This window comes from Streptomyces sp. GS7 (assembly GCF_009834125.1).
GTDB lineage: Bacteria > Actinomycetota > Actinomycetes > Streptomycetales > Streptomycetaceae > Streptomyces.
In genome coordinates, this window is the sequence record NZ_CP047146.1 from 6,105,491 (window position 1) to 6,120,184 (window position 14,694).

General features: G+C 73.7%; 11 protein-coding genes and 1 tRNA gene. 4 read left to right on the plus strand and 8 right to left on the minus strand.

Going from position 1 to position 14,694, the window contains the following annotated elements; all coding sequences use genetic code 11:
- Positions 1–120: 120 nt before the first annotated feature.
- Positions 121–194: transfer RNA gene (locus GR130_RS26590), tRNA-Pro, on the minus strand.
- Between the two features lie 226 nt (positions 195–420).
- On the opposite strand from GR130_RS26590, the gene GR130_RS26595 reads away from it, so the two are divergent.
- Both GR130_RS26595 and GR130_RS26600 read left to right on the plus strand, forming a co-directional pair.
- Positions 421–1,161: a transketolase gene (locus GR130_RS26595; RefSeq protein ID WP_159507053.1), complete on the plus strand. Its 741-nt coding sequence runs from the start codon at positions 421–423 to the stop codon at positions 1,159–1,161.
- Positions 1,162–1,240: 79 nt separating this feature from the next.
- Complete coding sequence (locus tag GR130_RS26600) at positions 1,241–2,143, plus strand: transketolase family protein (RefSeq protein WP_159507054.1); 903 nt, start codon at positions 1,241–1,243, stop codon at positions 2,141–2,143.
- Between the two features lie 28 nt (positions 2,144–2,171).
- On the opposite strand, the gene GR130_RS26605 is transcribed toward GR130_RS26600, so the two are convergent.
- A complete protein-coding gene (locus GR130_RS26605; protein ID WP_159507055.1) occupies positions 2,172–3,086 on the minus strand; it encodes an alpha/beta fold hydrolase in 915 nt (304 codons plus the stop codon).
- A 166-nt stretch (positions 3,087–3,252) separates the two neighbouring features.
- On the opposite strand from GR130_RS26605, the gene GR130_RS26610 reads away from it, so the two are divergent.
- Both GR130_RS26610 and GR130_RS26615 read left to right on the plus strand, forming a co-directional pair.
- Entirely contained in the window at positions 3,253–6,468 is a 3,216-nt protein-coding gene (locus tag GR130_RS26610; RefSeq protein ID WP_159507056.1) for an amidohydrolase family protein, read from the plus strand.
- A gap of 295 nt (positions 6,469–6,763) precedes the next feature.
- Positions 6,764–8,014, plus strand: a complete 1,251-nt coding sequence (locus GR130_RS26615; protein ID WP_159507057.1) for an acyl-CoA dehydrogenase family protein — start codon at positions 6,764–6,766, stop codon at positions 8,012–8,014.
- 90 nt (positions 8,015–8,104) lie between these two features.
- Here GR130_RS26615 and GR130_RS26620 read toward each other — a convergent pair whose 3' ends face one another.
- From GR130_RS26620 to GR130_RS26645, 6 genes are all read right to left on the minus strand, one after another.
- The gene (locus GR130_RS26620) at positions 8,105–8,701 is read right to left on the minus strand and encodes a GAF domain-containing protein (RefSeq protein WP_159510236.1); all 597 of its coding nucleotides are present in this window, start codon (positions 8,699–8,701) and stop codon (positions 8,105–8,107) included.
- Between the two features lie 68 nt (positions 8,702–8,769).
- Entirely contained in the window at positions 8,770–9,390 is a 621-nt protein-coding gene (locus GR130_RS26625; RefSeq protein ID WP_159507058.1) for a GTP-binding protein, read from the minus strand.
- Complete coding sequence (locus GR130_RS26630; protein WP_159507059.1) at positions 9,368–9,727, minus strand: DUF742 domain-containing protein; 360 nt, start codon at positions 9,725–9,727, stop codon at positions 9,368–9,370. The genes GR130_RS26625 and GR130_RS26630 overlap by 23 nt, the downstream gene beginning before the upstream one ends.
- Before the next feature lie 41 nt (positions 9,728–9,768).
- Positions 9,769–10,218, minus strand: a complete 450-nt coding sequence (locus GR130_RS26635) for a roadblock/LC7 domain-containing protein (protein WP_159507060.1) — start codon at positions 10,216–10,218, stop codon at positions 9,769–9,771.
- Positions 10,208–12,241 (minus strand): sensor histidine kinase, encoded by a 2,034-nt coding sequence (locus GR130_RS26640; protein WP_159507061.1) that lies wholly within the window; start codon positions 12,239–12,241, stop codon positions 10,208–10,210. The genes GR130_RS26635 and GR130_RS26640 overlap by 11 nt, the downstream gene beginning before the upstream one ends.
- A gap of 283 nt (positions 12,242–12,524) precedes the next feature.
- Positions 12,525–13,727 (minus strand): MBL fold metallo-hydrolase, encoded by a 1,203-nt coding sequence (locus GR130_RS26645; protein ID WP_236573516.1) that lies wholly within the window; start codon positions 13,725–13,727, stop codon positions 12,525–12,527.
- Positions 13,728–14,694 lie beyond the last annotated feature (967 nt).

The window sequence follows — 14,694 nt, forward strand, 5'->3', positions numbered from 1 at the left end:
GCGAGCGGGCCGGGAACGGCGGGCGCGTCCGGGACGGCGGGGTGCGACGCATACGGCGGGGACGACGAAAAAACCGCCTCCTCTGATGAGGAGACGGTTTCCGACCTGTGCTGTCACAAGTCGGGACGACAGGATTTGAACCTGCGACCCCTTGACCCCCAGTCAAGTGCGCTACCAAGCTGCGCCACGTCCCGATGCCCGTCCTGCCAAAACCCCGGCCGGTCGTGCACGAGAACAATACCCCATGTCAGAGGGTCCGCGTCGCCACATTCCGGCCGGACCGGGCACGAGGGGCGGCGGACGGGGTGAGCGGCCGCACCGCCCTCCGGCCGCACCGGCGATCGGGACCACCGGGCCGACGCGGGGGACCCGCGACCCCCACTTGACCTCGACCAAGCTTGAGGTTGCACCGTTTCCGGCATGACGAACACAGCGACGGACACCACACCGGAAGCCCGCACCGGCGACACCCCGATCGGATTCGGCGAACTGCCCCGCCTCATGGGCCTGATGACGGGCGATGAGAAGCACGGTCCGGCCGCCACCTCCACCCTCGACGCCCTGTGGGTCCTCTACGACCGGGTGCTGCGGGTCTCCCCCGCCACCGCCGCCGACCCCGGGCGGGACCGCTTCCTGCTCTCCAAGGGCCACGGCCCCATGGCCTACTACGCGGTGCTGGCCGCCAAGGGCTTCTTCCCGACCGACTGGCTGCCGGGCTTCGGCGCATACGATTCGCCGCTCGGCCACCACCCCGACCGGGAGCTGGTGCCCGGCGCCGAGATCGGCAGCGGATCGCTCGGGCACGGGCTGCCGCTGGCCGTCGGCACCGCGCTCGGCCTGCGCGCCCAGGGCCGCCCGGAGCCGGCGGTCTGGGTGCTGATCGGCGACGCGGAACTGGACGAGGGCAGCAATCACGAGGCGCTCGCCTTCGCGGGCGCCGCCGGCCTCGACCGGCTGCACACCCTCGTCATCGACAACTCCTCCGCCACCCACGGCTGGTACGGCGGCATCGCCTCCCGGTTCACAGCCGCCGGCTGGTCCACGGCGACCGTGGACGGCCGCGACCACCAGGCGCTGTACGAGGCGTTCAGCGCACCGCACCCGGGCCGTCCGCATGCGGTGGTGGCCCGCGTGGAGCCCAAGGAGAAGCGGGTCTTCTGACGGCCCCCGCCGCCTTCCCCGATTTCCCCGACTTCCCCCACCAACCATGACTTGCCCCGACTTCGAGAGGTTCTCAGTGATGGACACCATGCGTGAGCGTTTCGCCGCGGTCACCTCGCGGCTGCTGGACGAGGACCCGCGGCTCGCCCTCGTCCTCGCCGACATCGGCCTGGACGGCTTCGCCGACGCGGCCCGTCGGCACCCCGAGCGGGTGGTCAACGTCGGCATCCGCGAGCAGTTGCTCATCGGCGTCGGCGGCGGGCTGGCGCTGACCGGACTGCGGCCGGTCATGCACACCTTCGCCAGCTTCCTGGTGGAGCGGCCCTTCGAGCAGCTGAAGCTGGACTTCGGCCACCAGGGCACCGGCGGCGTCCTGGTGAGCGCCGGCGCCTCCTACGACTGGCCGAGCGGCGGTTTCACGCACATGGCACCGGGCGACGTGGCACTGCTGGACACCCTCGACGGCTGGACGGTGCACGTTCCCGGCCACCCGGACGAGGCCGAGACCCTGCTCCGGCAGGCCACGGCGGCCGGCGACGACAAGGTCTACGTACGGCTGTCCCTCCAGGTCAACGCGTCCCCGCGGCCGGTGGGCGGGGACGGGTTCCTGACCCTGCGGCAGGGCCGCCGCGGGGTGGTGGCCGCCGTGGGGCCGATGCTGGACAACGTGCTGACCGCCACCGAGGGCCTGGACGTGACCGTGCTGTACGCGACGAGCGTGCGGCCCTTCGACGCCCGGACCCTGCGCGCCGCCGCCGGGGCCGCCGACGCCGCCGACGTGGTGCTGGTCGAGCCGTACCTGGCGGGCACCTCCACCCGGTACGCCAACGACGCGCTCGCCGACCGGCCGCACCGGGTGCTCGGGCTCGGCGTGGGCCGCCGGGAGCTGCGCCGCTACGGACGGCTCGACGAGCACCTGGCGGGGCACGGGCTCGACCCGTGGGGCCTGCGGGCCCGCATCACCGGGTTCCTGGGCGCATGACACCTCCGGGGGACCGGCCGCGGCGGGGTCAGACGTGCTTGCCGAGCCAGCGGACCAGATCGCGCTGGACCTCGTCGCGGTGGGTCTCGTTGAGGATCTCGTGGCGGGCGCCGGGGTAGCCGCGCCAGGTCAGCTCGCGGATGCCGAGATAGCGGAAGTCCTCCAGGAGTTCATGGACCAGGGTCATCCGCTGGTGGCAGGGGTCCTGGTCGCCGACCGCGACGTGGACGGGCAGGCCGCGCGGGATGCGGGCGAGGTGGGCCGGGTCGTTGACCTTGCGGACGGCCCGTACCCAGTCGAGGGCGAGCCCGGCGCAGAACGGGAAGCCGCACCGCTCGTCGGCCACGTAGCGGTCCACCTCGGCGGTGTCGCGGGAGAGCCATTCGTAGCCGGTGCGGTGCGGGAAGGCGTCGTTGAAGAAGCCGAAGGTGCGCGGGATGAAGGACGAGAGGTGGGCGCGGCCGTGGGCCGTGATCTCCGCCTCCAGTGCGGCGGACGCGGCGTCGATGTCCAGGCCCGGCAGCGTGCGGAAGGTGCCGGTGAGGATCAGTCCGGCGAGGTCGGCGCCGTATTCCTGGGCGTAGTCGCGGGCCAGCATCGCGCCCATGCTGTGGCCGAGGAGGACGAGCGGGACGCCGGGGTGGGCCGCGGCGGCGTGGTCGCCGATGCCCTTGAGGTCGCCGACGATCGCCCGCCAGGCGTCCTCGCCGACCACGCCGAGGCCGCCGGTGGTGGCGGCGGTGGCACCGTGGCCGCGGTGGTCGGAGGCGACGACCGCGTAGCCGTGGCCGGTCAGGAAACGGGCGAAGCGGTCGTAGCGGCGGCCGTGTTCGGCGGCGCCGTGGGCGATCTGGACGAGGGCGCGCGGCGCCCCGGACTCCGGGAGCCAGGTGTAGGTGGCGATACGGGCGCCGTCGGGGGCCTGGTGGAAGTCCTGCTGCATCGCTGCCTCCTGGGGCTGGCGGGCGTCGGTCGCGCCCACTCTGTCCCGCCGGGCGGCGGTGCGCCACGGGGCGCGCGGCGGAGTTGGCCCGCGGCCCGTGCGGCATGGCACGATCGGGCGGTTCTGTGTCGGCCCTGTGCCGCAACCCCCTTTCGCAGGAGGACCGTTGGACACCGCAGACCCTTCCGGCGACGCTCCGATCCGGCGTTCGCCACTGTCCCGCCGCAGATTTCTCCAGGGCACCGCCTCGGCCGCCGCGGCGGCCGGGCTCGCCGGGGTCGCCGCCCCGGCGCCCGCGGCGGCGCAGCCCGCCGCCGGCGCGTCCGGCGCCGCCCTCTCCTTCACCGCCGCGACCAATGGCGCGGCCTCCCTGGCCCCCTCCGGCGACCGGCTGGTCGCCGAGGTCCAGAACGTCCTGTGGTCGCTGCCCCGCACCGGCGGCGACGCGGTGGCGCTCACCCCGCCCGACCTGGAGCCGACCCGTCCGGTGCACTCCCCCGACGGCCGCCGGATCGCCGTCTGCGCCTACCGGGGCGGCAACTTCCACCTCTGGACGCTGCACCCCGACGGCTCCGGCCTCCGGCAGCTGACCGACGGCCCCTGGGACGACCGCGGGCCCGCCTGGTCGCCGGACGGGACCCGGATCGCGTTCGCCTCGGAGCGCGGTGGCGACGCGGTGAGCGGCAGCCCGTACCGGTTATGGGTGCTGGAGGTCGACACCGGGCGGCTGACCCGGGTGACCGGGCTGCCCGGCCAGGAGGGTCCCCATCAGGACGGCGCCTGGGAGGACTTCGACCCGTGCTGGTCGCCGGACGGTTCGCGGCTCTTCTTCGTCCGCGGACAGGTGGCCGGCGCCGCGCTGGCGTCCCGTACGGTCGCGTCGGTGCCCGCCGACGGGCGGGGCTCGGTGCGCACCGAGCACACCGAGACCGCCACGGCGCAGGTGATGGTGCCGGCGCTCTCCCCGGCCGGCCGGCTGGCGTACCTGCGGACCACCGACTATCCGGGGCCGACCTGCACGCTGGTGGTGGACGGTGCCGCGGTCGCGGTCGGCGGCGACGTGGAGCCGGTGCCGCCGCGGTGGGTGTCGCGCGACGAGCTGCTGCTGACGGTCGGCGGCCAGTTCCGGATCGTACGGCCGGACACCCCGGAGCGGGCCGAGCACATCCCGTTCACCGCCCGGCTGCCGCTGCACCGCCCCGATTACCGCCTCAAGGACTACGGCTTCGAGCGCACCGCGGCCGGTCCGGTGCGCGGGGTCCATCTGCCCGCACTCTCCCCCGACGGCCGCAAGGTCGCCTTCGCGGCGCTCAACTCCCTCTGGCTGGCGCCCACTTCGGGAGGCGGTGCGCCGCGCCGGATCACCGCCGCCGACGCCACCCGCTATGTGCTCGCGCCGAGCTGGTCGCGCGACGGCCGGTCGCTGGTGTACGCGGACGACCGGGACGGGCTGTTCGCGGTGCGCCGCCGGGACCTGGAGTCCGGGGCGGAGACGGTGCTGGCGGCCGGCGGGCGGGTGCAGCCGGCGCTGTCCCCCGACGGCGGGCGGCTGGCCGCGCTCGACATGTCGGGCAATCTCGTCGTGCGGAGCCTGGCGGACGGCACGGAGAAGGTGCTGGCCGCGCCGATGGGCGCGGGCGGGCTGCCGGGCCGGCCCAGCTGGTCGCCGGACGGGCGCTATCTGGCGCTGTGCGACCGCAACCGGCTCAACCGCCGGTTCCGCGAGGGCTACAACGTCATCCGGATCGTCGACGCCGAGTCCGGCAAGGACCGGCTGCACCCGGTCGCCGAGCACGTCTCGATCGCCGACCGCTACGACTCCGGCCCGGTCTGGTCGCCGGACGGCCGGCAGCTGGCGCTGATCGCCGAGTCGGCGCTGTGGGTGCTGCCGGTGCGGCCCGACGGCACGCCGGACGGTGCCCCTCGGCAGCTGACCGAGGAGAGCGCCGACCATCCCTCCTGGTCCGGGGACTCCGCGACGCTGCTGTACCTCTCCGCCGGGAAGCTGCGGCTGATCCCGGCGGCCGGCGGTCCGGCGCGGACCGTGCCGGTCGCCCTGCAGCGCCGCGGGTCGCGCGCCCGGGACACCGTCGTGCACGCGGGCCGGTTCTGGGACGGGACCGGCGAGGCGGTGCGCGAGGACGTCGACGTCGTCGTACGGGAGGGGCGGATCACGGCCATTGAGCCGCACCGGGCGTCGCGTGCCGGTACCGCCCGGCGGGTGGACGCCTCGGCGAGGACCGTGCTGCCCGGCTTCTGGGACGCACACACGCACCCCTGGCAGACAACTTACGGCGGCCGGCAGACCGCGCTCCAGCTCGCGTACGGCATCACCACCACCGTCTCGTGCGGCGGCTTCTCCTACGAACAGGCCCGGCTCCGGGAGGCGTTGGCCGCCGGGGCGCTCACCGGGCCGCGGCTGCTGACCTGCGGTGAGCTGCTGGACGGCGGCCGGGTCGCGTACAGCATGGGGCGGGCGCACCGCACACGGGAGGGGCTGCGGCGGTCGCTGGAGCGTGGCGCGGCGCTGGACTGGGACTTCGTCAAGACCTATGTCAGGGCGCCGGGTTGGGTGATGGCGGAGGCCGCGCGGTTCGCCCACGAGCGGCTCGGCGTGCGCTCCGGGAGCCATCTGCTCACCCCGGGCGTGCAGCTGGGTCAGGACCTGACGACCCATCTCCAAGCCACCCAGAGGCTGGAGTTCGGGCACGCGGTGTCCAGCACCGGACATGCGTACCAGGACGTCGAGGAGGTCTACACGGGCGGCGGCTTCCACATGCTCGCCACCCCGTTCTCGGCGACCGCGCTGATCGGCGAGGATCCTGCGCTGGCCGAGGACGTGCGGGTGACCAGGCTGATGCCGCCGTGGGACACCGCGGTCGTACGGGAGGGCGCCGGGCACCGGCCGACGCCCGCGCAACTGGCCGACATCCAGACCGAAGTGGACGCCTACCGGCGGATTCTGGGCGGCGGCGGGCTGATCGCGCTGGGCACCGACCAGCCGCTGGTGGCGGTCGGGCTGTCCCTGCATCTGGCGCTGCGGGCGCTGCACCGCGGCGGACTGACGGTGAGTCAGACACTGCGGACGGCGACCGCGCTGCCGGCCCGGGTGTTCGGCGCGGAGCGGGACCTGGGGACGCTGGAGGTCGGCAAGCTGGGCGACATGACGCTGGTGGACGGCGATCCGTTCAGCGACTTCAGCACCCTGGTGCGGACCTCGGCGGTGGTCAAGGGCGGACGGCTGTACGAGCAGCGGGCATTGGTGGACGCCTTCCCCGCGCCCGGCGGGCCCGCGCTGCGCTCGGCTTCCGCGGCCGGTACCGACTGGCTGGAGGTGGGCCGCCAGCAGCGGCGCGAGTCCTGCTGCGGCACCGGCCACTGACCTGCGGTATCGATCACCGCGGGGCAGGTGGCTCGGGGTGGCGCGGTTCCGGGACGGCCCGGGGCCGCGCCATCGGCGTTGCGGGCACGGGGGGTTGTGCGGCCGTTCCGCGTGCGCCAGCCGCTGACGCAAACGCACCCGGTTGATGTTTCACGCCGGCCGCAGTAGGTATGCCAACGGGTGTTGCACGCGGTAAGCGACACATCACGTTCCGGTACGACCACAGGCGGCGCCGCCGGTGCCGCCCCGAGGAGGGAGCGGCCGGCGCGGGCCAGTTCGCGGAGGAGGGCTAGCCTTGCAGCGCTACTTCACCGACCAGCGGCACGAGGCACTCCGACAGCGGGTGCGGGACTTCGCCGAGCGCGAGGTGCGGCCCCGGATTGCGGAGATGGAGGCGCACCGCACGGTCTGCCACGACCTGTCGCGACTGATCGCCCGGCAGGGCTGGATCGGCGCGACGGTGCACCGCGCCTACGGCGGGATGGGCGCGGGCCATGTCGCCAAGACCCTCGTCATCGAGGAGATCTCGCGGGTCAGCGCCGCGATGGGCGCCATGGTGCAGGCGTCCCAACTGGGCGTCGCGAAGATCGTCCACTTCGGCAGCGAGGAGCAGAAGAAGACCTGGCTGCCGGCCATCGCGTCGGGCGACTGCCTGCCGACCATCGCGGTCACCGAACCGCAGTCCGGCGGCCATGTGCTGGGCATGGCCTCCACCGCGGTCCGGGACGGCGACGACTACGTCCTCAACGGCCGCAAGATCTACGTGGGCAACAGCCATGTCGGCGATCTGCACGGTGTGGTGGTCCGCACCGGCGAGGGTTCCAGGGGCCTGTCGGCCTTCCTTGTCGAGACCGGTACCCCCGGCTTCCGGGTCGGCGCCGAGCAGCCCACCATGGGACTGCACGGGTTCAGCTTCGGCGAGCTGTTCTTCGACGACTGCCGGGTGCCGGCGGCCAATCTGCTGGGCGAGGAGGGCGACGGCCTGTCCGTGGCGTACTCCTCCAGCGTGCTGTACGGGCGGCCCAACCTGACCGCGGTGTCACTGGGCATCCACCAGGCGGTGCTGGACGAGACCACGCGCTTCTGCACCGAGCGGCAGCGCTACGGAAAACCGCTGGCCTCCCTGGGCGCCGTCAAGCTCAAACTCGGCCGAATCCAGTCCCGGTTGCTGCTCGCCCGGCTGTCCGCGTACCACGCGGTCCATCTCCTGGACCAGGGGCTGCCGTGCGACGCGGAGCTGATGAACGCCAAGCTGGTCAACGTGGAGTCGGCCCTGGAGTCGGCGCGCGACGCGATGGACATCCACGCCGCCTGCGGACTGTTCACCGACCGGCCCGTGGAGCGCTTCCTGCGCGACGCGCACCACATCTTCGCGCCGGCCGGCACCTCGGACATCCAGCTGCTGCGGCTCGGCGAACTGGCGCTGGGCCAGGCCAAGGGCGAGTGGTCCAGCCGACTCGCGGAGCTGGTGCGGCGGGATCCGGCCGACTGGCCGGAGGAGGCGGAGCTGCCGGACGGGACGGCGCCGCTCGCGCGCCTGATCTAGGGTCCGTCCGGCGGCTCGACGCCGGGCGCGGCCACCGCCGTGCCGGGCCCCGGAGCCGGCCGGACGGACCCCGGGGCCGGGTGCTCCGGTTCAGGACTCCCCGGACTCGGACGCCTTCTGCCGGCGCTCCATCTCGTGAATCTGCTCGACGAGTTCGGCGGCCAGCGACTTGATCGTGTGCAGTCCCTCCCGCCCCCAGGGGCGCGGTTCGAGGTCGACCACGCAGACGGTGCCCAGCGTCGTCCCCGTATGGTCGATCAGCGGCGCGCCCATATAGGTGCGGATGCCGAGCTCGTCGACGACGGGGTTGCCGGCGAACCGCGGGTAGTCGCAGACGTCCTCCAGGACCAGCGCCTTGCGCCGTACCACGACGTGCGGACAGTAGCCGTGGTCGCGGGCCATCACCCGGCCCGGCCGGCCGCTGGCGGGCGCCGGGCCCAGCTCGACGGCCTTGTCCTGGCCGGGTACGTAGAGACCGGCGAAGTACTGCTCGTGCTCGTCGATGAAGTTGACCATGGCATACGGGGTATCGGTGGTGCGCGCGAGCTTGCGCGCGAAGTCGTCGAAAGCGGGCAGCGGATCCTTGCCGATGCCCAGCTCGCGCAGCCGGCGGACCCGGGCCGGGGCCTCGTCGTCCTGCGGCGTGAGCAGCAGATGGCGGGTCGGGTCGTACGACGCGTAAGGGATACGGGAAGAGGGGTAGCGCGAGGCGGGGAAATGGGGGAAATGGGCGAAGGGGTAACGGGCCGGGTGGTTCACGGTAGCTCCGGGGTGGCGGCGAGGGCGGGGGTGAGCAGGTACTCGACGAGGGACACCAGGACATGGGTGCCGGAGGAACACTGCCGGGCGTCGCAGAGGACGACGGGGATCTCCGGCGCGAGGTCTATTGCGGCCCGGATCTCGTCGGGCTCGTAGTGGTGGGAGCCGTCGAACTCGTTGACGGCGACGATGAATTGGATGCCGCGGCGCTCGAAGAAGTCGACCGCGGCGAAGCACTGGTCGAGGCGCCGGGTGTCGGCGAGGATGACCGCGCCGAGCGCGCCGTCGGACAGCTCGTTCCACAGGAACCAGAAGCGGGTCTGACCGGGCGTGCCGAAGAGGTAGAGGACATGGTCCGAGTCGAGGGTGATCCGGCCGAAGTCCATCGCGACGGTCGTGGTGGTCTTCTCCTCGACCCCGGCCAGGTCGTCGGTGCCGACACTGATCTGGGTGATGACCTCCTCGGTGCTGAGCGGCTCGATCTCGCTCACCGCACCGACGAAGGTGGTCTTGCCGACCCCGAAACCGCCCGCGACCAGGATCTTGAGCGCGGTCGGGAAGGGATCGGGTCCGGGTTCCCCCGTGGCCGGGGGGTCACAGTCGTTGACGAAGTCCATGCAGCACCGCCTCCAGCAGCGCACGGTCGGTACGGGACGCGGCCCCCGCCGAAACGGCGGCGGGGGCCCGCGCGGTGAGCGCGCCGCAGGCGACGAGGTCGGCGAGGAGCACCTTGGTGACCACGGCCGGAAGCCGTATGTGCGCGGCGATCTCGGCGACCGAGACCGGCCGGTCGCACAGCCCGAGGACGCGGACGTGGTCGGGCCCCTGGGAGCCGGCGGGCCGCCGTCCGGTCGCCAGCACCAGGGTCAGCAGGTCGAACTGCGCCGTGGGGCGGGTCCGGCCGGTACTGACGGTGAACGGGCGGATCATCTCGCCCGCTGCACCGTCGTACATGGGTTGCCCGCCCGGCCACCGTCGGCGAGGCAGGGCCACGGTCAACGACCGCCCGCCGGGGCCTGATGGCGTGCGGGGGTGGACAGATACGGCCGGACGCTCTTGACGAGCATCCCCATCTCGTAGCCGAGCACCGCGGCGTCGGCGTCGCGCCCGGCGAGCACCGCCAGGCAGGCGCCGGTGCCGGCGGCCGAGACGAACAGGAAGGTCTCCTCCAGCTCGACGACGACCTGGAGGACGTCGCTGCCCTCCCCGAAGCGCGCACCGGCGCTGCGGGCGAGCGAGTACAGACCGGAGGCCAGCGCCGCCATATGGTCGGCGACATCCGGTTCGAAGCCGTGGGATGCCTTGACGAGGCCGTCGGAGGACAGCAGAACGGCGCTTCGGGTGTGCGGTACGCGCTGTACGAGTCCGGTCAGCAGCCAGGAAAGGTCGGTGTGCTGACTGCCGCGGAACTCGGCGTGCGTCTGCGCATGCACATCACTCACCATGGTTGTGGTCGTCTCCTCGGGGGCGGGCCTTCGGGGCGTCGTGGTCAGGGTCGAAGAGCGGGTCGGGGTCGGCGGGGCCGCCGTCCCGGCCCGGAGTGTGGCCGGGGACGGCGGCGGTCTGGCCGGCCGTGGTGAGGCCGGCCGCGTAGCTGGGGTCCCCGAGGCTGAAACCGCGCTGGAAGGCGGCCATCAGGTTGGGGTCGTGGATGCGCTCGGTCCCCTCGCGGCGGGGCAACTGCCTCGGGTCGTCGCGGAGTTGGGGCGCGATGTGGGTCTGCTTGATCCGGCGCGGCAGCCGCGGCCGGGACGCGTCGTCGTCGACCGGCGGCGGGGGCGGCAGGACGACGGGTCCCGGGTCCGCGGGCCGGCGCTCGGCGGGGGCACCCGGACGCGGGTCGGCGGACGGAGCGGGCCGGCCGTCGGCGTTCGCGGCCGGGCGGGAGGCGACGGGCGCGGCGGGACGGCCCTCGGCGGGCGCGGCCGGGCGGGCCTTGGCGCCGGCCGGCGGCCGGATCTCGATCGCGCCGGCGTCGATGTCGGCGTCGGTCGCGAGCCGGGCCATCGCCCGGTGATAGGCGACCATACGGGCGGCCTCGGTACCGGCGTCGGTCGTCGCGTCGAATCCCCCGCCGGGATAGATGAGGTCGTCGTGCCGTCCGCCCCCGCCGTCGTACGAGGGGCCGGCGCCGCCCTCGTCGTACCCGTCGCCCGGGGCGCGCCCCTGGTCGGCGGCGGGTTCTTCGCGGTATTCCAGGGACGCCTGGGGCACCACCGAGCCGTCGAACTCGTCTCGCACCTGGGCGGAGTTGGCGCCGAGCAGCGACGGCGGCAGGATCAGCACGGCCTGCACGCCGCCGTAGATGTTGCTCTGCAACTGGACGACGATGCCGTGCCGCTGGGCGAGCGAGGAGACCACGTAGAGACCGATCCGGCCGTCGTCCAGCAGCTCGGTGAGATCCATCTGCTCGGGGTCGGCGAGCAGCCGGTTCATCTGGTCCTGCTCTTCCGCCGACATGCCCAGGCCGCGGTCCTCGACCTCGATCGCGAGCCCCGCCTTGACGTGCTGCGCGCGCACCGTGACCGGCGTCTCCGGCGCGGAGTAGATGGTGGCGTTCTCGACCAGCTCGGCGAGGAGGTGGACGACATCGGCGACGGCGGTGCCGCGCAGGGTGCCCTCCACCGGCGGCACCAGCTTGATCCTCGGATACTGCTCGACCTCGGCGGTCGAGGAGCGCAGTACCTCGGTCATGGTGATCGGGCGGGTCCACTGTCGGCGGGAGACGGCGCCGCCGAGCACGGCGAGGTTCTCGGCGTGCCGGCGGACCCGGGTGGCCAGATGGTCGACGACGAACAGGCCCTTGAGCAGGTCCGGGTCCTCGACCTGGTGCTCCAGCTCGTCCAGCACCTGGATCTGACGGTGCACCAGGGATTGCAGCCGCCGGGCGAGGTTGACGAAGACCTCCAGCTTCTGCTCGTTCCCGGTGGCGTTGGAGCGGGCGATGCCCACCGCGTCGATGACGGCCGCCTCGGCGGCCCGGCCCGCGGCGGCGACTTCCTGGGCGAGCAGGTCGAGGGCGTCGCCGCCGGGCTCCGGCACCGGCTCGGGTTCGCGGTGCTCGATCCACTCGTCACGGCGGACGCGGTCGAGGAGGTCGTACAGCTCGGACTGGCTGCGGGCGCACACCTGGCGCAGCCGCGCATAGCGGTTCACCACCGCGCGCGCCTCGGAGTTCCCGGCGACGCCGGCGATCAGCACGATGACGCAGACCACGACGAGCCCGCTGGTGAGCACCGGCCATTCCCTGCCGGTCAGTCGGGCACCGCCGCTCTGGACGACGAAGGCGGCGACGCCGGTGCAGATGACGGCGACGAGCAGACAGGGAACGGCGGCGAGCCGGACCAGCCGGGAGCGTATCGCCGAGTCGGCGGCCGAATCGGGGAAGGAAGCCCGACCGTGCCGTCCCCCATGGGACCTCTGAGCCTCCTGGGACGTCTGGGTCCTGTGGGGGGGTGCGGTAGGCATGGGCGCCCTCCGGATCGGCCGTTGGCAGTTCGCGGAGTTCGCACGCTAGTTGGTACGGGGGTGGTGTCCGGACCCACTTCGGGGTTTCGCTACCCCACGCCACCTCCTTGGGTAGGCATGGCGCGCACGACAGTGCGAAAAGATACGAACCCCCGTTCAGCGAAGGGGAATTGATACCGCAACGACCACGTCCGGACGGCGGCCGCCCCCGCACCGCCACGCCACCCCGGCCGCGAATCCCCTTCCGTGCCCCTGCGCCCCCTCCGTGTTCCTCGCCGCGCGGTCACCGCTCGCCGACGAGGTCGTCGCCCACGAACGCGTCCGCCGCCCCCGCGGACTCCCGGGTCGCCGCCACCGGCGGCCAGGCAGGCCAGCCATGGACCGGCGGCACCGCCACCGCCCGCCACCACGGATCCACGGCCGGCTTGTCGGCCGGCTCGAACGGCTCCCCCGGCCGCGGCGCGACGGACGCCACGCCGGCCTCGTGGGCCGCGGACATCATCCACTCCGCCGGCTCCGCCCACGGGTGCGGGGCCAGATTGAAGGTGCCCCAGTGGATCGGCAGCAGCGCCCCGGCGGGCTCGCCGCCCTGGAGGTCGAGATGGGACTGCACCCCCTGCGCCGGCGTCATGTGGATGTCCGGCCAGAAGTCCGAATACGCGCCGACCTGGATCATGGTCAGGTCGAACGGGCCGTGTGCCGCTATCTCCGCGAAACCGGGGAAGTAGCCGGTGTCGCCGCTGTGGAAGATCCGGTGCTCGGCACCGGCGACGACCCAGGAGGCCCAGAGCGTGTGCTGCGGGCCGCGCAGGCCGCGCCCGCAGAAGTGCTGGGCGGGCGTGGCGGTCAGCGTCAGCCCGCCGACCCGGGTCGACTCATGCCAGTCGAGCTCGGTGATGCGCTCCGGGGGGACACCCCAGAACTCCAGGTCGGCGCCGATGCCGAGCGGCGCGACGAAGGCCGCGCCGGAGCGGATCAGGCCCCGGACCGTGGGCATGTCGAGGTGGTCGTAGTGGTCGTGCGAGATCACCACGGCGTCGACCGGATCCAGCTCCGCCAGCTCCACCGGCACCGGATGCAGCCGCTTGGGCCCGGCCCAGCTGAAGGGGGAGCAGCGCTCACCCCAGACCGGGTCGAAGAGCACCCGATGGCCGTCGATCTCTGCGAGCACGCTCGAATGCCCCATCCAGGTGATCCGCAGCCCGGAGGCGGGCGGGCGGCCCCAGTCCGCGGCGGTCGGGCGGTACACCGGGATCCGGCCCACCGGTGCCCGCCGCAACCGGCCCTCACGGCTCAGCTGCGTACGGGCCATCGGCAGCGCGGCACCCCGGAGCAACTGCCGGGTGGGCGCCGGATTGCGGAACTGCCCGTCCACGAACTGCGGCGAACTGCGCATCCTGGCCAGCCGCTCCCCGGTGGGCTCGGCGCCGAAGCTCGCGGGGCGCAGCGCGGTGAGCGGCGAACGACGGGGTCGGGATGCGGTCACGGCACCTCCATGGTCGGGGCGGTCGCGAAGTGAACGGGCCGGGTGAGCGGAGGGTTCCGGCACGCCCGAGCCGCCCCGCACCGCCGTACGGCGGTGCACGCGGCCCCCGGACTCAACACCATCGCCCTCCGATACCAACCGCGCGACCTGCCGCGACATTCCGGTCAGCGGTGTGAGCTGCGCCGCGTCAGACGTGCCCCCTCCGTGTCAGGCATCCCCCTTCGGGCCCGCCGTGCCGCTCCGCTGCCCCGGTCCGCCGTCCCGGTCGGCCGTAGGTGTCCGGCGCTCACGGGCGCACTGCGGCCCCGTGCCGACCGACCGCTACGGCACCTCGACCCTTGCGACCCCCGGATGCATACCGCAACTCGGACGCGGCCATTCGGGTGAGAACGAGAACGGAACGGAACCGAGTGCCGCGGCGCCGAATCGCACCGGCGGCGCCCCGGGCAGCCACGGCGCGAGCACCCGCCCCGCCCGACCCCGTACACGCGCCACCCCCACTCACCCCGGTTACCTGCCGCCCCCTCCGTCCCCCTGTCGGGGCCGGGCCCGGCCCCGCTCCCTCCTCCGCCGCCGTCCGGCAACCGGCCGCTCCGGGGACCGGGGCCCGCTCCGAACCGGGGCCGGCCCGGCAGGTCCCGGTGGCAGGCACGTTCGACGGCGGCTGCCGGCCTGCGCGGCGGGGCAGGAGACGGTGCGCGGGAGGATGCGCGGGGCCATCAGGCGGGAGGGCGGGGCGGTGAGCCGGCCGCCGCCCGCAGTGCGCGTTCGCGGACCACGGCGTCCAGGACCGGTCGGGTGACGCTGAGCGTCGGATACCGGCGGTCGCCGAAGCTGCGCTGCCGGCCGGTCGGCCCCCGGCCACCGTTCCCGGGACCTCGATCCCTGACGGTCCGCAGGCTTCAGCGCCCTCCGCATCCCGGCAACGACCGTCCCAACGCCCCCTTCCCGCCGCCGAGTAGAGCCC